This window comes from Halomonas sp. NO4 (genome assembly GCF_010994375.1).
In the GTDB taxonomy this organism is placed as follows: domain Bacteria; phylum Pseudomonadota; class Gammaproteobacteria; order Pseudomonadales; family Halomonadaceae; genus Halomonas.
Genome location: NZ_WHMA01000002.1, coordinates 102,081 through 121,930, shown reverse-complemented (window position 1 = coordinate 121,930; position 19,850 = coordinate 102,081). Strand labels below are relative to the sequence as shown.

The 19,850-nt window shown below is 66.8% G+C and carries 20 protein-coding genes and 2 tRNA genes; 12 read left to right on the top strand and 10 right to left on the bottom strand.

From position 1 onward, the window contains the following. Positions 1-158 precede the first annotated feature (158 nt). From FEF15_RS02090 to FEF15_RS02075, 4 genes are all read left to right on the top strand, one after another. Positions 159-1,226 carry a methionine ABC transporter ATP-binding protein gene (locus FEF15_RS02090; protein ID WP_163557434.1) on the top strand — a complete coding sequence of 356 codons (1,068 nt, stop codon included), beginning with the start codon at positions 159-161 and terminating at the stop codon, positions 1,224-1,226. Then, positions 1,207-1,860, top strand: coding sequence for a methionine ABC transporter permease (locus FEF15_RS02085; protein WP_163557433.1), 654 nt, complete (start codon positions 1,207-1,209; stop codon positions 1,858-1,860). The genes FEF15_RS02090 and FEF15_RS02085 overlap by 20 nt, the downstream gene beginning before the upstream one ends. Positions 1,861-2,097: 237 nt before the next feature. After that, the gene (locus FEF15_RS02080; protein WP_163557432.1) at positions 2,098-2,892 is read left to right on the top strand and encodes a MetQ/NlpA family ABC transporter substrate-binding protein; all 795 of its coding nucleotides are present in this window, start codon (positions 2,098-2,100) and stop codon (positions 2,890-2,892) included. 70 nt (positions 2,893-2,962) lie between these two features. Then, a complete protein-coding gene (locus FEF15_RS02075) occupies positions 2,963-3,421 on the top strand; it encodes a GAF domain-containing protein (protein ID WP_163557431.1) in 459 nt (152 codons plus the stop codon). Positions 3,422-3,462: 41 nt separating this feature from the next. On the opposite strand, the gene FEF15_RS02070 is transcribed toward FEF15_RS02075, so the two are convergent. The 3 genes from FEF15_RS02070 to glpK all read right to left on the bottom strand — a co-directional run bounded on the left by FEF15_RS02070 (position 3,463) and on the right by glpK (position 5,288). Continuing rightward, positions 3,463-3,539: transfer RNA gene (locus FEF15_RS02070), tRNA-Val, on the bottom strand. A gap of 31 nt (positions 3,540-3,570) precedes the next feature. Next, a tRNA-Val gene (locus FEF15_RS02065) sits at positions 3,571-3,647 on the bottom strand. A gap of 156 nt (positions 3,648-3,803) precedes the next feature. Next, positions 3,804-5,288, bottom strand: coding sequence for a glycerol kinase GlpK (gene glpK / locus FEF15_RS02060; RefSeq protein ID WP_163557430.1), 1,485 nt, complete (start codon positions 5,286-5,288; stop codon positions 3,804-3,806). Positions 5,289-5,534: 246 nt separating this feature from the next. Here glpK and FEF15_RS02055 point away from each other — a divergent pair, with 246 nt between their 5' ends. Then, on the top strand, positions 5,535-6,293 hold the full coding sequence (locus FEF15_RS02055; protein WP_163557429.1) for a DeoR/GlpR family transcriptional regulator: 759 nt from the start codon (positions 5,535-5,537) through the stop codon (positions 6,291-6,293). Positions 6,294-6,447: 154 nt separating this feature from the next. Then, positions 6,448-7,950: a glycerol-3-phosphate dehydrogenase gene (gene glpD, locus FEF15_RS02050; RefSeq protein WP_163557428.1), complete on the top strand. Its 1,503-nt coding sequence runs from the start codon at positions 6,448-6,450 to the stop codon at positions 7,948-7,950. A gap of 19 nt (positions 7,951-7,969) precedes the next feature. Here glpD and FEF15_RS02045 read toward each other — a convergent pair whose 3' ends face one another. After that, the gene (locus FEF15_RS02045; protein ID WP_163557427.1) at positions 7,970-9,349 is read right to left on the bottom strand and encodes a class II fumarate hydratase; all 1,380 of its coding nucleotides are present in this window, start codon (positions 9,347-9,349) and stop codon (positions 7,970-7,972) included. Between the two features lie 245 nt (positions 9,350-9,594). On the opposite strand from FEF15_RS02045, the gene FEF15_RS02040 reads away from it, so the two are divergent. Next, a complete protein-coding gene (locus FEF15_RS02040; protein ID WP_163557426.1) occupies positions 9,595-10,083 on the top strand; it encodes a hypothetical protein in 489 nt (162 codons plus the stop codon). 26 nt (positions 10,084-10,109) lie between these two features. Here FEF15_RS02040 and FEF15_RS02035 read toward each other — a convergent pair whose 3' ends face one another. Continuing rightward, on the bottom strand, positions 10,110-10,859 hold the full coding sequence (locus tag FEF15_RS02035; RefSeq protein WP_163557655.1) for a cyclic nucleotide-binding domain-containing protein: 750 nt from the start codon (positions 10,857-10,859) through the stop codon (positions 10,110-10,112). Positions 10,860-11,124: 265 nt separating this feature from the next. Between FEF15_RS02035 and FEF15_RS02030 the strand changes: the two genes are divergently transcribed. The 3 genes from FEF15_RS02030 (at position 11,125) to ehuB (ending at position 13,166) form a co-directional block, all read left to right on the top strand. Beyond that, positions 11,125-11,493, top strand: a complete 369-nt coding sequence (locus tag FEF15_RS02030) for a phasin family protein (RefSeq protein ID WP_163557425.1) — start codon at positions 11,125-11,127, stop codon at positions 11,491-11,493. Positions 11,494-11,650: 157 nt separating this feature from the next. Then, the gene (locus FEF15_RS02025) at positions 11,651-12,202 is read left to right on the top strand and encodes a carboxypeptidase-like regulatory domain-containing protein (RefSeq protein ID WP_163557424.1); all 552 of its coding nucleotides are present in this window, start codon (positions 11,651-11,653) and stop codon (positions 12,200-12,202) included. Between the two features lie 100 nt (positions 12,203-12,302). Beyond that, positions 12,303-13,166 (top strand): ectoine/hydroxyectoine ABC transporter substrate-binding protein EhuB, encoded by an 864-nt coding sequence (ehuB, locus tag FEF15_RS02020; protein WP_163557423.1) that lies wholly within the window; start codon positions 12,303-12,305, stop codon positions 13,164-13,166. A 15-nt stretch (positions 13,167-13,181) separates the two neighbouring features. On the opposite strand, the gene hda is transcribed toward ehuB, so the two are convergent. Beyond that, positions 13,182-13,883, bottom strand: coding sequence for a DnaA regulatory inactivator Hda (gene hda, locus FEF15_RS02015; protein WP_163557422.1), 702 nt, complete (start codon positions 13,881-13,883; stop codon positions 13,182-13,184). Further along, entirely contained in the window at positions 13,880-14,974 is a 1,095-nt protein-coding gene (locus FEF15_RS02010; RefSeq protein ID WP_163557421.1) for an AI-2E family transporter, read from the bottom strand. The genes hda and FEF15_RS02010 overlap by 4 nt, the downstream gene beginning before the upstream one ends. A 138-nt stretch (positions 14,975-15,112) precedes the next feature. Here FEF15_RS02010 and purM point away from each other — a divergent pair, with 138 nt between their 5' ends. Together purM and purN are read left to right on the top strand one after the other, a co-directional pair. Beyond that, positions 15,113-16,177 (top strand): phosphoribosylformylglycinamidine cyclo-ligase, encoded by a 1,065-nt coding sequence (gene purM / locus FEF15_RS02005; RefSeq protein ID WP_163557420.1) that lies wholly within the window; start codon positions 15,113-15,115, stop codon positions 16,175-16,177. After that, positions 16,174-16,905, top strand: a complete 732-nt coding sequence (gene purN / locus FEF15_RS02000) for a phosphoribosylglycinamide formyltransferase (RefSeq protein ID WP_163557419.1) — start codon at positions 16,174-16,176, stop codon at positions 16,903-16,905. Before purM ends, purN begins: the two co-directional genes overlap by 4 nt. Before the next feature lie 159 nt (positions 16,906-17,064). Here purN and dcd read toward each other — a convergent pair whose 3' ends face one another. The 3 genes from dcd to FEF15_RS01985 form a co-directional block, all read right to left on the bottom strand. Beyond that, entirely contained in the window at positions 17,065-17,631 is a 567-nt protein-coding gene (dcd, locus tag FEF15_RS01995; RefSeq protein ID WP_163557418.1) for a dCTP deaminase, read from the bottom strand. Between the two features lie 97 nt (positions 17,632-17,728). Continuing rightward, positions 17,729-18,532, bottom strand: coding sequence for an iron-sulfur cluster carrier protein ApbC (apbC, locus tag FEF15_RS01990; protein WP_163557417.1), 804 nt, complete (start codon positions 18,530-18,532; stop codon positions 17,729-17,731). A 155-nt stretch (positions 18,533-18,687) separates the two neighbouring features. Continuing rightward, positions 18,688-19,842, bottom strand: coding sequence for a hypothetical protein (locus FEF15_RS01985; protein WP_163557416.1), 1,155 nt, complete (start codon positions 19,840-19,842; stop codon positions 18,688-18,690). Between the last annotated feature and the right edge of the window lie 8 nt (positions 19,843-19,850).

The following is a 19,850-nucleotide window of genomic DNA, read 5'->3' as shown; positions in this document are numbered from 1 at the left end:
CGCCGATTTGTACCCGGATTGCGGGCGCCTGCGACGAGGCCTTCCTCGGCGTGAAGTGCAGCTAAAAGGGTGTGTCCAGCGTTGATGGCCACCCGCCAGGGTGGCCTTTTTTTCGCCCGCCGCACTCGCCCGCCCGGCGCCCACCTGCGGTGGCACCCATGATTCGACTCCACAACGTATCCAAGACCTACGCCATCAAGGGGCGCCGAGATGACGGCAGCGCGCCCCGCACTGTCCAGGCCTTGAAGGCTATCGACTTCCATGTCCCCCAAGGACAGATCCACGGCGTGATCGGCCTTTCCGGGGCTGGCAAGTCGACCCTGGTTCGCTGCGTCAACCTGCTCGAACGCCCGACCACCGGCACGGTGGCGATCAACGGCCAGGAGCTCACCGCCCTCTCCGGCCAGGCGCTCAACGAGGCGCGCCACGGCATCGGCATGATCTTCCAGCACTTCAACCTGCTGACCAATCGCACCGTCTTCGCCAATGTCGCCCTGCCGCTGGAGCTGATGGGCATGAAACGCGCGGCGATCCGCGAGCGCGTCACCCCGCTGCTGGAATTGGTCGGCCTGGCGGACAAGGCGAGCCAGCACCCGGCCCAGCTCTCCGGCGGCCAGAAACAGCGCGTGGCCATCGCCCGCGCGCTGGCCAGCCGGCCCAAGGTGCTGCTGTGCGACGAGGCGACCTCGGCGCTCGACCCCCAGACCACCGGCTCGATCCTCGCCCTGCTGCGCGACATCAACCAGAAGCTGGGGCTGACCATCCTGCTGATCACCCACGAGATGGAGGTGGTCAAGTCGATCTGCCACCGGGTCAGCCTGATCTCCGGCGGCGAGCTGGTGGAGGAAGCGGACGTGGGGGACTTCTTCACCGCCCCGCGGACGCAGCTGGGCCGCGAGTTCCTCAACGACTTTCTCAAGCTGGAGCCGCCGCGGGCTCTGATCGAACGCCTGGAGGAAGCCCCCGGCGAGCATTCCCACCCGGTGGTGCGCCTGGCCTTTTCCGGCGACGCCGTCTCCACGCCGCTCATCTCGCGCCTCGCCCGGGAGTGCGGGGTCGACGTGAGCATTCTCCAGGCCAAGGTGGAGTCGATCCAGGAGCGCACGCTTGGCCTGATGATCGCCGAACTGATGGGCTCGCCAGCCAAGACCCGCGAAGCCCTCGACTACCTCGAATCCCATGATCTGCACGTGGAGGTGCTCGGCCATGTCCAGCGCGATGATTGACCTGATCCTCCGGGCCACGCTCGATACCCTTTACATGGTGGCCGTCTCCGGAACGATTGCCGCCCTGATCGGCATTCCCCTGGGCGTGCTGCTCTACGTCACCCGGCCGGGCCAGGTGCTGGCCCAGCCGGTGACCAACGCCGTGCTGGGCGTGATCACCAACATCGGTCGCTCCATCCCCTTCATCATCCTGATGGTGGCGATCATTCCCTTCACGCGCGCACTGGTCGGCACGTCCATCGGCACCAACGCGGCCGCCGTCCCCTTGACCATCGCCGCCATCCCTTTCATCGCCCGCCTGGTGGAGGGCGCGCTCAACGAGATCAATCCCGGCCTGGTGGAGGCCGCCCAGTCCATGGGAGCCACCCCCTGGCAGATCATCACCAAGGTGCTGCTCCCCGAGGCGCGCGGCGGCATCTTCACCGCCCTGACCGTCACCGTGGTGACGCTGGTGAGCTACTCGGCCATGGCCGGCGCCGTGGGCGGCGGCGGCCTCGGCGACCTGGGCATTCGCTACGGCTACAACCGCTTCAACCCCACCATCATGCTGATCACCGTGGCGATCCTGGTGGTGATGGTGCAGGGCTTCCAGAGCCTGGGGGATTATTTGGTGCGTAAGAGCGACCACAAATAAAAGAGCACTGATTTCCTGCTGCGCTCGACATCCCGGCCGCCGGCGCTGCCGAAGCGTCGGACCGTCGCTCTCCTCATGTAGCAGGCTACACTCCGGGAGCTGCGCTGCGGCGGCGACCGGCCTGACTTCGCTCGCTACGTAAATCAGTCCCTTTTCCGCCACTATCAATAGCCTTTTGCTATTTAAATTATTTTTTTTATTCCGTTATCATCGAATCATCATCACAGGAGACCCGTCATGCGCAAGACACTGATCCGCACCCTGCTCGCCTCCAGCCTGGCCCTCGGCGCCGGCAGCACCCTCGCCGACGAGCACAGCATCAAGGTCGGCACCGTGGCCGGCCCCGAGACCGAGGTGATGGAAGTGGCCGCCGAAATCGCCCAGCGCGAATACGGCCTGACCGTGGAGATCGTCGAGTTCACCGACTACGTCACCCCCAACGCCGCCCTGGCCGACGGCAGCCTGGACGCCAACGCCTACCAGCACGAGCCCTACATGCGCTCCATGGTGGAGGACCGCGGCTACGACTTCGCCGTCGCCGGCTACACCTTCGTCTACCCGATCGGCGCCTACTCGGAGAAGCACGACAGCATCGACGAGCTGCCCGAGGGGGCGCAGATCGCCCTGCCCAACGACCCCTCCAACGAAGGGCGGGCGCTGATCCTGATGCACAACGAAGGACTGATCCAGCTGGACGACCCGGAAAACCTCGAGGCCACCCCGCTCAATGTGGCGGAGAACCCCCATGATTTCCGCTTCCGCGAGATCGAGGCCGCCCAGCTGCCGCGCGTGCTGCCCGACGTGGACATGGCCTTCATCAACAACACCTTCGCCCAGCCCGCCGGCCTGACCCTGGACGACGCCCTGATCAAGGAGGGCCCGGAGTCGCCCTACGTCAACCTGATCGCGGTGCGTGAAGGTGACCAGGACCGCGAAGCGATCCGGCAGCTGGTCGACGCCTATCAGACCGAGGAGGTCGAGGCCAAGGCGGAGGAGCTGTTCGGGGCGCAGGCAGTCCCGGGTTGGAAATAAGCCCATCGACAGTCATCCTTGGTTCGGGCCGGCCGCAGAGCCGGCCCTTCTGTTTTACGGAGCCCTACCCATGCCGATTGACTACGCCCTGCTCGCCCGCCAGCTCGAGGCCCTGCTCGACGGCCGCGACTGGCTGACCAACAGCGCCCAGACCTGCGCCTTCATCATGCAGGAGATCCCCGACCTCAACTGGGTGGGCTTCTACCTCCAGCGCCAGCCCGAGGTGCTCTCGCTCGGCCCCTTCCAGGGCAAGCCGGCCTGCCACCCCATCCCCTTCGCCAAGGGGGTGTGCGGGGCCGCGGCGCGCACCCAGCAGACCCAGCGCGTCGACGACGTCCACGCCGTGGCCGACCACATCGCCTGCGATGCGGCCTCCAACGCCGAGCTGGTCGTGCCGATTTCGGTGAACGGTCACCTCTGGGGGGTACTCGATCTGGACAGCCCGGTGAAGGGGCGCTTCAATGCAGCGGATCAGGCCGGCATCGAAGCCCTGGTGGCGGTGTTCATCGAGCGTACCGATCTCGCATAGCGAAACGCCCCGCAGCGTGGCTGCGGGGCGTTTCGGAAAGCTGGTAGGACCAAGCGGATTTGAACCGCTGACCTCCACGATGTCAACGTGGCGCTCTAACCAACTGAGCTATGGTCCTGAAGCGGTTGCCAAGGTGACTGCGGGGTGACTGGTAGGACCAGGCGGATTTGAACCGCCGACCTCCACGATGTCAACGTGGCGCTCTAACCAACTGAGCTATGGTCCTATCTATTCGGTCACGCGATCTTGTCACGCGTGGCGGCATCACTGCCGTGGCAACGGATGCGTATTCTACCCATTCGCGCCGTGAATGCAAGCCTTCCCTGCCTTTCGTAACGCCTCGTCGGCCGAGCATCCGGGACTGGTGCATCAAGGACTTGGCCTACTGGGTGCGCACCCGCTCCACGGCCTCGAGCCAGCCCTCGTAGAGACGCTCGCGCTCCGCTTCTTCCATGCGCGGCACGAAGGCGCGCTCGCACTGCCAGAGCTCGGCGATCTCGTCCAGGTCGCGATACCAGCCCAGGTGCAGGCCGGCCAGGTAGGCGGCGCCGAGCGCCGTGGTCTCGAGCACCGTGGGGCGATCCACCTGAACGCCGAGCATGTCGGCCAAAAACTGCATCAGCCAGTTGTTGGCCACCATGCCGCCATCCACCCGCAGCGTGCCCGGCGGCATGGTCATGTCGTCACTGATGCACGCCTGCAGGTCGCGGGTCTGGTAGCAGACGGCCTGCAGGCCGGCGGCAACGATCTCGGCGATCCCGGTATCCCGCGTCAGGCCGAAGATGGCGCCGCGCGCCTGAGGGTCCCAGTGCGGGGCGCCCAGGCCGGTGAAGGCCGGCACCAGATAGACGCTGTGTCCGCTGCGGGTCTGGCGCGCCAGGGTCTCGGTCTCGGCCGCGTCCCGAAACAGCTGCAGGCCGTCACGCAGCCACTGGACCGTCGCACCCGCCACGAAGATGCTGCCCTCCATGGCATAGGTGGGCCGTCCGGCCAGGCGATAGGCCACGGTGGTCAGCAGCTTATTGCGCGACTGCGCGGCCGTGCCACCGGTATTGACCACCATGAAGCAGCCGGTGCCGTAGGTGCTCTTGCCCATGCCGGGGGTAAAGCACGCCTGGCCGATCAGCGCCGCCTGCTGGTCGCCGGCCACCCCGGCAATCGGCAGCTCCCCACCCAGCCACTGCTCCTCGACGGTGCCGAAGTCGTCACTGGAGTCCTTCACCTCGGGGAGCAGCGACTCGGGAATACCGAAGAGCTCGAGCAGTTGCGCATCCCAGCACTGGTCGTGGATGTTGAACAAGGAGGTACGCGAGGCATTGGTGGCATCGGTGGCGTGAACGCGCCCTCCCGTTAGGCGCCAGATCAGGAAGGTATCGACCGTGCCGAAGGCGAGCTCGCCGCGCTCGGCGCGCTCCCGGGCGTCCGGCACCTCGTCCAGCAGCCAGGCCAGCTTGGTCGCCGAAAAATAGGGATCGATCAGCAGGCCCGTCCGCGCCTGGACGGTATCGAGATGCCCCGCCTCGCGCAGTCGCCGGCAGGTATCGGCGGTACGCCGGTCCTGCCAGACGATGGCATTGTACAACGGCTCCCCGGTACGACGATCCCACAGCAGCGTGGTCTCGCGCTGGTTGGTAATGCCCAACCCGTCGACCTGGTCGAGCGACACGCCGGCGGTGTCGAGCACCTCGCGGCTGGTCGCGAGCACCGAATCCCAGATCGCCTCGGGGTCGTGCTCGACCCAGCCATCATGGGGAAATTGCTGCGGAAACTCGCGCTGCGCCGTGGCGGCAACCGCGCCCTGACGGTCGAAGAGAATGGCGCGCGAACTGGTCGTGCCCTGGTCGATGGCCAGCAGGTAAGAAGCCATGGCAAGCATCCTGTCGTGATTGTGGTTGTGATGACGCCTGGGCGGCGACGAACGCCGTGACCGGTAGATTTCGGTTTTCAACGCAAATGTTCGTTTACGATCATAACAGCCTACTCCAGCCGGTCAGCACGCTCAATTATCGCTCCGGGCAGACCGCTACGACGTTCGGTGCAGCCGGAAGCGGCCCGCAACCGCCTGCAGCGGCTCAGCGGATCGCGTAGAATCCGGACCAGCCGAGGAGACGCCATGAATCAGCAACACCGACAGGACGCCATCATCGCGCTGGTACGCCGGCAGGGTTACGCCAGTATCGAGCAGCTCACCGACCACTTCGCGGTCACTCCCCAGACCATCCGTCGTGACCTCAACGCCCTCTCCGCCGAGGGGCTGATTCGTCGCGTCCACGGCGGCGCCGGCCTGGAGTCGAGCACCGTCAATACCGCCTACTCCACGCGCAAGACGCTCAACCTGGATGCCAAGCAGCGCATCGCCGCCCTGGTGGCCCAGCACATACCCGACCAGGCCTCGCTGTTCATCAACATCGGCACCAGCAACGAGGTGATTGCCGAAGCGCTGCTGCATCACCACGAACTGGAAGTCATCACCAACAACCTCAATGTCGCCGCCATCCTCCAGCACAAGGAGGACTTCAACGTCATCATCGCCGGCGGCCAGGTGCGTTCCCGCGACGGTGGCATCATCGGCGAGGCCACCATCGACTTCATCAACCAGTTCAAGGTGGACTTCGGCATCATCGGCATCAGCGGCATCGACGAGGACGGCTCACTGCTCGAATTCGACTACCAGGAGGTGCGTGTCGCCCAGGCCATCATCCGCAACTCGCGGCAGGTGTTCCTGGCCACTGACCACTCCAAATTCCAGCGCAACCCGGTGGTACGCCAGGGCAACCTCGCCCAGCTCGACGCCCTGTTCACCGACCGCGCGCCCCCCGAGTCCATCCAGCGCCTGCTCCAGCAGCACGACGTCGCCCTCCACGTCGCCTGAGCGAACCGCTCGCCTCTCCCATCCTGCCGACCGCCCAGTCCCCTGACAGCCGACACGAGGATCCGCGCGACCGCTTGATGTTCGCTTTCTTATCGTCTATTTTCGCTTTCAAACATTCACGTACCCCCTTGCATGGGGAGGCGCGGGAGAGCGCATGAACGACACCACAAGCGGCACCGTCGACCTGTTCGTGATCGGAGGCGGCATCAATGGTACCGGCATTGCCAACGACGCCGCCGGTCGCGGCCTCTCGGTGGCCCTGTGCGAGCAGGGCGACCTGGCCGGCGCCACCTCCTCGGCGAGCAGCAAGCTGATCCACGGCGGACTTCGCTACCTGGAGCATCGCGAATTCCGCTTGGTCCGCGAGGCGCTGCACGAGCGCGAAATACTGCTGGCCAAGGCACCTCATATCATCTGGCCACTGCGCTTCCTCCTGCCCCATCGTCCCCACCTGCGCCCCGCCTGGATGCTGCGTGCCGGCCTCTTTCTCTATGACCACCTGGGCCGGCGGCAGCAACTGGCGGCGTCGCGAAGCGTGCGTTTCACCGCCGACCAGGGCCTGGCACCGGACATTTCCCGCGGCTTCGAGTACGCCGACTGTTGGGTGGATGACGCCCGCCTGGTGCTCCTCAATGCCCTTCAGGCACACCAGCGCGGCGCCGAGATTCACGTACGCACGCGCTGCGTGGACGCCCGCGAGGTGGGCGGTCACTGGGAGCTCACCCTGGAGGACATGGCCACCGGCCAGCGAGTCGTCCGCCAGGCCCGCACGCTGGTCAACGCCGCCGGGCCCTGGGTGGAGCAGGTGGTGCGCGACCGATCCCACCGCCGATCGCGCTACGCGGTGCGCATGATTCGCGGCAGCCACCTCATCGTGCCCCGGCGCAACCTCGACGAACGCGCGTTCATCCTCCAGAACACGGATCGCCGGATCGTCTTCGTGCTTCCCTACGAGGACGACTTCAGTCTGATCGGCACCACCGACTGCCGCCATGACGGCGATCCCGGACGGGTCACGGCCAGCGAATCGGAGATCGACTACCTGCTCGCGGTGGTCAACGATCACTTCCGCACCCCGCTCACGCGCGCCGATGTGCTGCACACCTTCGCCGGGGTACGCCCGCTGTGTGACGACGAGTCCGCCGACCCCACCGCCATGACCCGCGACTACACCCTCGATCTCGATGACGACGGCGTCCCGCTACTCTCGGTGTTCGGCGGCAAGATCACCACCTACCGCAAGCTCGCTGAATCGGCGCTCGAGCGCCTGGCCCCCCACCTGCCGCCCATGAGCGCTCCCTGGACGGCCGCCGCGCCGCTGCCGGGCGGCGACATCGGCACCCAGGAGGGCTTCCGGACCGCGTTGCACAGCGATTATCCCTTCCTGAGCGACGGACAGGTCCGCCGCTTCGCTCGCACCTATGGCTCGCTGTGCCACCACTTCCTGGCCGATGCCAAGCGCCCGGACGACCTTGGCGAGCACTTCGGCGCCGGCCTGACCCGCGCCGAGGTGGACTACCTGATCGACCACGAATGGGCCCGTGATGCCGACGACATCCTGTGGCGGCGCACCAAGCTCGGGCTGCGCCTCACGCCCGACCAGGCCGAGCGCCTAGCGCGCTATATCGCGCACCACCGGCGCGCTGTCGCGGCCTGAGGGTTACCACGGCCGCTCATTATTCCGGAATGCCGCCCCGCGTCAGCGTCGCGGGGTCGAGCAGCCGCTCGAGCTCGTCGCGCGACAGGTCGGTCTGCTCCTCGGCCACGTCGATGATCGGCCGCCCCGCCTGATAGGCCTGCTTGGCGATGGCCGCCGCGGCGTCGTAGCCGATCACCGAATTGAGTGCCGTGACCAGGATGGGATTGCGCGACAACGGCTCCGCCAGGTTCCCCTCGCGCACCTGAAAGGTGGCGATGGCCCGGTCGGCGAGCAGCCGCGCCGTGCTGGTCATCAGGGTGATCTGGGTAAGCAGGTTGTTGGCGATCAGCGGCAGCATGACGTTGAGCTGGAAGTTGCCGCTCTGCCCGGCCACGGTCACCGCGGTATCGAGACCCATCACCTGGGCCGCCGCCTGGGCAGCGGACTCGGGAATCACCGGATTGACCTTGCCGGGCATGATCGAGCTGCCCGGCTGCAGCGCCTCGAGCTCGATCTCGCCGAGACCGGCCAGCGGGCCGGAGTTCATCCAGCGCAGGTCATTGGCGATCTTCATGATCACGCAGGCCAGGCCGCGCAGCTGACCGGAGAGCTCCACGGCGGCGTCCTGGCTGCCCAGACTGGCAAAAAAACTGTCGTTGGGCGCGAACGACAGGCCGGTCTGATCGCTCAAGGCGCGCGCCATGCGTGCCGCGAATTCGGGATGGGCATTGATGCCGGTGCCCACCGCCGTGCCGCCTTGGGCCAGCCGGGTCAGGCGCAGCATGGCGGCGTCGAAGCGCTCGATCGCCTGGCCCACCTGACTCGACCAGCCGCCCAGCTCCTGGCTCATCCGCAACGGCATGGCATCCATCAGATGGGTGCGCCCCGTCTTCACCACGCCGTTGAGCTCCGCCGCCCGCGCATCGATCGTCTCGCGCAGGTGCACCAGTGCCGGTCGCAGTCGCGCGGTCACCGCCAGCGCCGCCGACAGATGCAGCGCGGTGGGAATGACGTCGTTGCTTGACTGCCCCATGTTGACGTGATCGTTGGGCCCCACCGCCAGGTCGTCGCGACTGGCCAGGTGGGCGATCACCTCGTTGACGTTCATGTTGCTCGAGGTACCCGAGCCGGTCTGGAAGACATCCACCGGAAACTGGTCGTCGTGCCGGCCATCGATGATCGCTTGGGCCGCCTCTGCGATCGCCTCGGCGCGCGACGCGTCAAGCAACCCCAGGTCGGCATTGACCCGCGCCGCTGCCAGCTTGACCCGCGCAATGGCGTGGATGAAGGCCGCCGGCATCGCCTGACCGGAGACCGGAAAATTGTTGATGGCACGCTGCGTCTGGGCGCCGTAAAGGGCATCGCGCGGCACCTGCAGCTCGCCCATGCTGTCGCGCTCGATGCGGTATTCGCTCATGGCTCGCTCCTGGCTGTCTCGAGGACCTGATTGCAGCATCGTGCCCTGCTCGGTGGCTTTCAAGGTCCGGCGTGCACCGTGGTGATGCGTTCTGTGGCCGCCCGGCAGCTTCGCGGCGCCGATCGCGCGAAAGGTGACAACTGTCGTGGCCAGCATCGACAGACACCGCCTACGATCCCTTCGTGAAAGACAGCGCCCACCGAGCCAGGCCCAAACTACCTCACAACCACAACGGTACTGCGCCCATGATCAACTCGAAGAGCCCCAACCTGCTGCCCCAGGAACAGCTTACCCTCGCCCATCTTCACGAGCAGGCAGAGATGCGGCGCTATCGGCAGCTCGCCCTGCGCCTGCTGCCTACCGCCCCCGACATCAGCCGTCTGATGGTGGCGCTGGGGATCGAGTGCGAACAGCGCCTCGAGGTGCTCAACGCGGTGGCCGAAAAGCTGGGTTTCGCTGCCTGCCTCGGCGAGAAGGAGTCCAAGACTGCCACCCCCCTGGCACCCAGCCGCCGCCACTTCTTCGTCGTCAACGGACACATGGCCGGTGACGTGCTCGATGAGGCCGTGGAGGCGGCGCACCACTCCTGGCATTTCTTCGACGCCTTGCTGGCCACCAATGCCACCCCCGAGCTCTATCGCCCGCTGCACGCCTTTGTCCAGCAGAAGCACGCCGAGTGGCAGGTACTCGAAGAGCGCCGCCAGGAGTGGCATCTCGAAGCCCGCCTTCCCTAGGCACTGGGCCGATAACCGTGGCCCGCCTACGCCTTGCGCCGACCGCTGGCCCGGGCCAGGTGCTCCAGCCGCGGCAGGTCCTTCAGATGAAACTCGCGCCCGTGTACGGTGAGCAGGCCGTCTTCCTCGCAGCGTTTCAGGGCACGGCCGACGGTCTCCTCCGTCAGTCCCAGGTAACTGCCCAGGTCGGCGCGCGACAGGCTCACACGGAAGCGATACGGCGAGTAACCGCGATGCTGAAATCGCTTCGATACCGACGTGAGGAAGCAGGCCAGGCGGCGATCGGCGGTGCGGCGCAGCAACCGGCAAAGTCGCAGCCGCTCGTCGTGAATCTCCCGGCTCAGGCTGCGCTGCAGGCGATGGCGCAGCGCGGGCAGGCGATCGCACAGCGTTACGAGCGCCTGGTACGGTAGTTCACAGACGGTGCTGGTCTCGAGCGCCACCAGAGTGCCGGAATAGCGCTTTTCCGCCATGGCGTCGAGACCGAGCAGTTCACCGGGCAGGAACAGGCCAGTAACCAGGTACTCACCCGACTCGGCCGTGGTGGCTTGCTTGAAGCTACCGGAGCGCACGGCGTAGAGGCTGCTGAAGGGGGCGCCCTGCACGTAGAGCACCTCATGCTTGGCCAGCCGGATCAAGGGCCGAACGATGGCCTGCAGTTCGACGACTTCCGTGTCGGAGAGCTCACCCGGCAGGCACAGCGAATTCAGATAGCACGACTTGCAATCGGCACCCTGCAGCCTCGCCGCGTGCAGCGGCTTGCCGATGCTGGTCATGGTCGACACCCCCAATGTTTCCTTGGGCTGTCACCCTGCAGTGTAGTCGCGCTGCGAAGACGCAAGACGATGAATCCTCTGGTCCTTTGGTATCTGCCCAGGGACTGGAGGCGCGCTCTCGCCGAGTCGAAGCGGACGCCATTGATTGAATGCAGTCACGGATATTGCACTGCACAAAGCACAGCTGTTATGCTGCGACGCACAAGAACACAGGGCGTGATGACACGCCACCCAACCCCACTCATACGAGCAAACGGAGGCCCCCATGGCCAACTTCAGCACCGAGCAGTTCAGCCAACAGTTCGAATCCCTTTTCTTCGGCCCGGCACGTGCCTATGCCGCGCTGAGCGTCGACTATACCGAGAAGCTGGTCAACGCCCAGCTTGACGCCACCAAGGCGTATGCCGACACCAGCCTGACCCAGGTGCGCAACCTGCTCGACGTCAAGGACGCCGAGAGCCTGCGCAGCTACCTGGAAGGCCAGCAGAAGGTCGCCAAGGAGCTGACCGAGCGCCTGCAAGGCAACGCCGAGAAGGTCGTCGCCCTGCAGCAGGACTTCGTGCAGCAGAGCCAGAAGCTGACCGAGTCCAACGTCAAGCAGGCTCAGGAAGCGGCCACCAAGGCCACCAAGTAACGCCCGCCATCGCGCGACGTTGCTGATCGCGGGGCCCGCCAACCGGCGGGCCCCGCGCGTTTGTGCGGCACCCTCCGATTCCCCGGCTGTCGGCCACGGGGTCGCATCGGCTATCCTCTGCAAGGCACGGGGCCCACGACCACGAGGACAGCTCACCATGAAAGCCTGGATCATCGCACTGCTGCTGGGCCTGGCCCTGGCCGGCTGCCAGATGATGGAGCCCCGCCCCGCCACTTCCCCCGAGCGCATCGAAATCATCGACCGCGGCGAGCCTGCGCCGCGCGAAGCCGAACCCGAGGCGCCGACCACCGCACCGGGCCGAGTGGCACGCGACGTCGCCTTTCCCGAGGGCGAATACGCCCGGCTCGAGAAGCGCGGTACGGCTTCGATCAGCGGTCAACTGACCCTCGACGGCCGACCGGTTCCCAATGCCGGCATCTCGGTGGCGCCGGTCACCACCTACTCCGCCGAGGCCGCCGAGAAGGCGCTGGCCGGCATCGCCGTGGCACCCGCTGACCCGCGCGCCCGGGAGTATACCCACACCACGCGCACCGACGGCAGCGGTCGCTTCAGCTTGAACGGCCTGCCATCCGGCGAGTTCTACGTCTCCGGCAGCCTGCGCGATCCTCGCAGCGGCGAGCCCAGGATCATCATCCGCCAGGTATCGCTGGGCAGCGGCCGCAACCTCCAAGTCAACCTGAGGCGCTGAGGTCCCGGCTGGCGGCGCTTGGGCCTCTCACCTATGTTGATGCCAGAGGGCCGGCCGGCATCCGTCGGGGCCATGATGCACCAGGAAGGGAGGTTCGGACATGCGCCACCACAGCCTGACCGGCCGAGCGATACAGGTCGCTGCCGCCACGCTGCTGGCCGGCCTGGCGACGGCCAGCGCTGCCGATCTTGAGACGATTCGCGAACAGAACAGCATTCGCATCGCCGTGGCCAACGAAGAGCCCTACGGCTACGTCGACGAGCAGGGCGACGCCCACGGCGCCGGCCCGGAAGTCGCCATGCACCTGATGGAGGAACTGGGCATCGGCTCCATCGAGTGGATCGTCACCGACTTCAGCGACCTCATTCCCGGCCTGCGCGAAGGGCGCTTCGACATGGCCGCCGCGGAGATGGCGATTCTTCCCGAACGCTGCGAGCAGGTGCTCTATTCCGTGCCCAACACCACCTATGGCGAGGGGTTGCTGGTCCGCGCCGGCAATCCGGAAGAGCTGACCGCCTACGACGACTTAGCGGGGCGCAATGAGTATCGCGTGGCGGTGATGGCCGGAGCGGATCAGCGGGAGATCCTGACGACCCTCGGCGTACCCGAGGATAAGATCGTCACCATCGAGCGCAATGAGCAGGCCATCGACGCCATCGTCAACGGCGAGGCCGATGCCTATGCCGCCACCGGTCTCACGGTGACCACGCTCGAGCAGCAAAGCCGTGAGGTGGAAGCCGCACGCAACTTCAGCGACCCGGTGATCGAGGGCGAGGAAGTGAGAAGCTGGGGCGGCTTCGCCTTCGGCCCCGAGGCCGAGGCGCTGCGCGACGCCGTCAACGAGGCCCTGCTGGCGTACAAGCGTACCGATGCCTGGGAGGACACCCTCACCGCCCATGGCTTCACCCAGGAGGATGTGCTCAACTCCTTCAAGTATTCCACCGAAGAGCTCTGCCAAGGGTGAGCCTCGCCGCGGCGGCTACCACCCCAGCGCCTGCTTGACGAAGGGAATGGTCAGCTTGCGCTGGGCGGAGAGCGAGGCGCGGTCGAGCACGGCCAGCGACTCGCAGAGTTCGCCCAGCTCGCGCGGCCCGCGATGCAGGATATAGCGCGCCACTTCGTCGGGTAGCTGCATGCCGCGCCCTCGGGCGCGCAGCTGCAGGGCGGCCAGGCGCTGCTCGTCGTCGAGTGCCTTGACGTGGAAGGTCATGCCCCAGGTGAGCCGCGAGGCGAGATCCGGCAACTTGACCGGCAGCTGACGCGGCGGGGCATCGGCCGCCATCACCAGCCGCCGCCCGGCGTCGCGCAGCCGATTGAAGGCATGAAAGAGCCCCTCCTCCCAGCGCCGGCGCCCCACCACGGTTTCCAGGTCGTCGATCGCCACCAGGTCGAGGCGCTCGACCTCCTCCAGCATGAGCGGCGGAAAATGGCCCAGCTCGCGCAGCGGCAGGTAAAGGGCGCGGCGATCGCGGCCGGAGGCCGCATGGCAGGCCGCCTGCAGCAGATGACTGCGCCCCGTGCCCGCAGCGCCCCACAGATAGAGAAACGGCTCGCCTTCGCCATCCAGCTGACGCTCGAGGCGGTCGACCAGGCTCGCGTTGGGGCCGGCGTGAAAGTTGGCGAAGGTGGCGTCATCGCGCAGCCCCACGCCCAGCGGCAGCTGCGCGGGTGCTCGGCTCATGGCGACTCCTCGTCCCGGGGGTGGCGGGGAAATTCCCCGACCTGGCTGGCATCGTACAAGCGGCTGCGCTTGTAGCGGTCGTGGAGTTCTCGCAAGAGTACCATGATCACCGCGGCCGCTGGCAGCGCCAGCAGCACGCCGGTGAAGCCGAAGAGGTTGCCGCCGGCCAGCACGGCAAAGATCACCGCCACCGGATGCAGGCCGATCTTGTCGCCGAGCAGCTTGGGCTGGAGCACCACGCTCTCCACCACCTGACCGAAGGCGAACACCGCAGCGACGCCGAGCAACATCAGCCAATCGCCGGCCTGGAAGAACGCCACCAGCCCGGCCACGCTGATCCCCACGATCACCCCCAGGTAGGGCACGATGCTCGCCAGGCCGGAGAGCAGGCCGATCAGCAGGCCGAAACGCACGCCCAGCAGCGTCAGGCCGACGGCATAGATGACGCCCAGGCACAGCATCACGATCAGCTGGCCGCGTAGGAAGGCCGACAGCACCTCGTCGCACTGGCCAGCCAGGCGCACCGCATCGGGCTCCCAGCGCCGCGGCAGCGCCTCGCGCACCTTGGCGACGATGATGTCCCAGTCGAGCAGCAGGTAGAAGGTGACCACCGGAATCAGCGCCAGGTTGCCGATCCACGCCACCAGGGCAAGCCCCGAGCGTGACACCTGGGCCAGCAGCGACGCCGCCGCGGTGCCGGTTTCCCGCCAGTTGTCGACCACCGCCTGGCGCAGTTGGCCGATGTCGGTGGAGAGGTCCAGGCCGGTCAGCGCCCGGACCCGCGGCACCACGCTCTGCTCGACCCAGTTGAGCACCGCCGGCAGAGAGTCGAGCAGCTGTCCAAGCTGGCGACCAAGCACGGGCACCACGAGCAGCAGGGTGATCACCACGACGAGCGTCAACAGCAGGAAGACCATGGCCACTGCCAGGCGGCGCGACAGGCCGCGGCACTCCAGCCAATCGGCCAGGGGATCGCCCAGGTAGGCGAGGATCATGCTGACGAAAAACGGCATCAGCACCGGCTCGATGCTGACGAAAAACCACAGCACCAGCGCTGTCAGGCCGATGGCCACCCACCACTCTCTGCGCATCCCGCTCTCCCTGTATCGCAGCGCCGCTGGCGGCTGCCAGTCGCGTGCCATGATGCTACAATTCCTGCCCCGATCTTGCCCACTGCCTGTCGGCCGGCGCGCGACACCCACGGCCGACGACCCACGACAGGACCCGAGATGACCGATTCCCCTTCCCGTCCCTCGCTCAGCTACAAGGATGCCGGCGTCGACATCGATGCCGGTAACGCTCTGGTCGACCGCATCAAGGGCGTGGCCAAGCGCACCACCCGCCCCGAAGTGCTGGGCGGCCTGGGCGGCTTCGGCGCCCTGTGCCAGCTACCTTCCGGCTACCGGGAGCCGGTGCTGGTCTCCGGCACCGACGGCGTGGGCACCAAGCTGCGCCTGGCCATGGACCTGGAGCGTCACGACACCATCGGCATCGACCTGGTGGCGATGTGCGTCAATGACCTGGTGGTGGCCGGCGCCGAGCCGCTGTTCTTCCTCGACTACTATGCCACGGGCAAGCTCGAGGTGGACATCGCCGCCGACGTGGTCACCGGCATCGGCGAGGGCTGCGAGCAGGCCGGCTGCGCCCTGGTGGGCGGCGAGACCGCCGAGATGCCCGGCATGTACCAGGGCAGCGACTACGACCTGGCCGGCTTCTGTGTCGGCGTGGTGGAGAAGTCCGAGATTCTCGACGGCAGCCGCGTGGCCGAGGGCGACGTGCTGCTGGGCATCGCCTCCTCGGGCCCCCACTCCAACGGCTACTCGCTGATCCGCAAGATCCTCGAGGTGAGCGGCGCCGACCTCAACACCGCCATCGACGGCCAGCCGCTGGCCGATGCCCTCCTCGCCCCCACCCGCATCTACGTCAAGCCGCTGCTGTCGTTGATCCGTGACAGCGGCGTGCCGGTGCATGCTCTCTCCCACATCACCGGCGGCGGCCTCACCGAGAACCTGCCCCGGGTCCTGCCGGACGGCCTCGCCGCGCGCGTTGACGTCGCAAGCTGGGAGCGCCCGGCAGTGTTCGATTGGCTGCAGCGTCAGGGCAACGTCGACGAACGCGAAATGTACCGCGTCCTCAACTGCGGCATCGGCATGGTGGTGGTGGTGCCGGCCGACAAGGCCGACCAGGCGCGGGCCCACCTGCAGGCCCAGGGCGAGGCGGTGTTCCGCATCGGTGAGATCGTTGCCCAGGGCGACGGCGAGGAACCGGTCCAGCTGGAGCACCTCACGGCATGAGCGACAGCGACTACGGGAGCGACACCCTCAACGACATGACGCCGCAGCCCGCCGACGTGCGCCGGGTCGTGGTGCTGATCTCCGGCAACGGCAGCAACCTCCAGGCGCTGATCGACGAGCAGACTCACGACCGTCTGGGCGGCGAGATCGTCGCCGTGGTTTCCAACGAGCCCGACGCCTATGGCCTGCACCGCGCCCGTGAGGCCGGCATCGAGGCGGTGGTTCTGCCGCATCGCGAGTACGACAGCCGCGACGCCTACGACGGCGCCCTGATCAAGGTGATCGAGCGCCACGAGCCTGACCTCATCGTGCTGGCCGGCTTCATGCGCATCCTGACGCCGCGCTTCGTGCAACGCTTCCTTGGGCGGATGCTCAACATCCACCCCTCGCTGCTGCCCGCCTACCAGGGGCTCGACACCCACGCCCGGGCGCTGGCCGACGGCGTGGCCGAGCACGGCTGCAGCGTGCACTTCGTCACCGAGGAACTGGACGGCGGCCCCGTGGTGCTACAGGCCGTGGTCGAGGTGGCCGAGGACGAGACCGAGGAGAGCCTCAAGGCCAAGGTGCACGCCCGCGAGCACCTGATCTACCCCATCGCCGTGAGATGGTGCCTGGAGGGCCGCCTGCGGTTCGCCAACGGCGGCGCCACCTTCGACGGCATGACGCTGCCGCCACACGGGCTGCGCATGTCCCACGCCGACGCCGCGGAAGAGCTCGACGAGGAGTAGCACCGAGGTTCGAGGTTCGAGGTTCGAGGTTCGAGGTTCGAGGTTCGAGGTTCGAGGTTCGAGGTTCGAGAGGCAGTATTGCCTGAACCATGAACAAGAAGCGAGCCAAGGGGTTCCCTTGAACCTCGCTCCTCGTGCCTTGCAACTGGTCGCAGAGCCTCACGTACGTGGGAGCGTGACGCCCCGCTGTCCCATGTACTTGCCGCCGCGGTCCTTGTAGGAGGTCTCGCACACCTCGTCGGACTCCAGGAAGAGCATCTGCGCCACGCCCTCGTTGGCGTAGATCTTGGCCGGCAGGTTGGTGGTGTTGGAGAACTCCAGCGTCACGTGCCCTTCCCACTCCGGCTCGAGGGGCGTGACGTTGACGATGATGCCGCAGCGCGCGTAGGTCGACTTGCCCAGGCAGATGGTCAGCACGCTGCGCGGGATGCGGAAGTACTCCACGGTGCGCGCCAGGGCGAAGGAGTTGGGCGGAATCACGCAGACATCGCCCTTGATGTCGACGAAGCTCTTCTCGTCGAAGCCCTTGGGGTCGACCACCGCCGAATGGATGTTGGTGAACACCTTGAACTCGTCGGCGCAGCGCACATCGTAGCCATAGCTGGACGTCCCGTAGGAGATCACCCGCCGATCGTTCACGTAGCGAACCTGGTCGGCTTCGAAAGGCTCGATCATTCCCTGCTGATCGGCCATGCGGCGAATCCACTTGTCGGACTTGATGCTCATCGGGACGGTTCCTGCTGGGGTTGACAAAGGGGCCTCACGGCACCGGGGCCGCCATGATAGCGGCCCCGGGGTCGGGCGTCACGGGGGTAGCGCCGCCTCACTCGCTGAACGAGATGGACGGCCCCTCGGCCGACTGATCCGCCAGCTGCGCCGCCACCTGGCGAGCCATGTCGCGGAAGGTGGCGGTAACCTCGCTCTGCGGTTCGGCCACCACGGTGGGCCGCCCGCCGTCGGCCTGCTCGCGAATGGCGAGGGTAAGCGGCAGCTGCCCCAGCACCCGCGTCTCATATTCACCGGCGATGCGCTCCCCGCCCCCCTCGCCGAAGATCGGCTCGCTGTGGCCACAGTTCGAGCAGACGTGCAGGCTCATGTTCTCCACCACGCCCAGCACCGGCACGTTGACCTTGCGGAACATCTCGATGCCCTTGCGGGCATCCAGCAGGGCGATGTCCTGGGGCGTGGTGACGATCACCGCGCCGTTCACCGGCACCTTCTGGGCCAGGGTGAGCTGGATATCGCCGGTCCCCGGCGGCATGTCGATGAACAGCATGTCCAGGTCGTCCCACACGGTCTGGGTGAGCAGCTGCTGGAACGCCCCTGCCACCATGGGCCCGCGCCATACCATCGGCTCGCGAATGTCGACCATGAAGGCCATGGACATGGCCTGGATGCCGTGGGCCTCGAGCGGGCGCATGCGGTTCTCGCCGGCAGCCTGGGGACGCACGCCTTCGCCGACGCCCAGCATCTGCGCCTGGCTGGGGCCGTGAATGTCGGCATCCAGGATGCCCACCCGGTAGCCCTCGGCGGCCGCGGCCAGCGCCAGGTTGACGGTGACGGTCGACTTGCCGACCCCGCCCTTGCCGGATGCCACGGCAACGATATGCTTGACCCCTTCGATCACGATTGACTCCTCGTGCTGATGGCGAAGCGGCAACCGCCGCAACGGTAAGCTTTCCTGGCAGTATAACGCGCCCTTCCAGGGGCCCGAAACGACGAACGGCGAGCCTGGCTCACCGTTCGTGACTTCCTACTGTCCTGTTTTGTTGGCTTAGCCGATTATTGCTGTTCAGCAGTCTGTTCATCGAGGGCTTCGGCCTGGGCATCCATGGCGGAGTCGACCTCGCCAGCCTCTTCATCGCCAGCCCTGTCGTCAGATTCCGCCGTTGCCTCGGATTCAGAAGTTGACGCCTCATCAGAGGCCGTGCGCTGCTGGAGCTGCTCCAGCTCGTTGCGCCAGTTGGCCAGCTGCGACTCGAGACGTGACAGCTGGGCTTCACGCTGGTCGATCTGCTCTTCGATGCTGGCCATCTCCTCACGACCGATCTGCATGGCGGCCATGGTGTCGTCGAGGTTGACCCGCGCCTGCTCCACCTCGGTCTGGAGGGCATCGCGCTCCTCGCGCACGGCGGCCACCTCGTCGGCCACCTCGTCACGCCAGGTTTCCAGCGCGGCGATGTCGTTCTCGAGGGCCTCGCGCTCGGTCTCGCGCTCGGCGATGTTGGCCTCGAGGGACTCCAGGCGCTCCAGGGCCGCGGTGATCTCGTCCTCGATGGCGGCCAGCTCATTGTCCGCCAGGTCGCGCGCCACCTCGGCCTCCTGGCGCGCCGCCTCGGCGCTCTCCTGCGCCTCGATGGCATCATCGCGGGCCACCTCGGCCTCTTCGCGCTCCTGGACAGCTTCTGCGCGCGCCGAAACAGCCTCCTCGAGGGCTTGCTCGGCGGACTGCTGCTCCTCGCGCACCGCCGCCAGGCTCTCTTCCGCCTCGGCGAGCTCAGACTGACGGGCTTCGATATCGGCCTGCAGCGATTCCTGCTGCTCGCGCAGTTCGGCGAGATTCGACTCGGTGTCCGCCACTTCGGCCTGCAGCTGCTCCAGCTCCTCCTGGGCGGCTTGTTGCTCCTCGGCCATGGCCGACTGCATGGCGTCACGCTCTTCCTCGAGCTCGGCAATCTGCGTCTCGAGCGCATCCAGATCCTCACCCGCCTCGGCATTGGCGTCGAGCTGGGACTCACGCTCCTCCAACTGGCTGGTGAGCGCCTGATTCTCGGCTTCCAGGTCCGAGAGCTGCGACTCGAGCGCCTCGCTGTGCTCGCGATAGGAGCTGCCGCTAGTGTGGGCAAAGATCGCCCAGATGATGGCCACCACCGCCACGGCGGCCAGCGCCCTGACGCGATTGTCCTTGAATGGTGAGCTGTTGGGGTTATCCGACATGGGCTGGA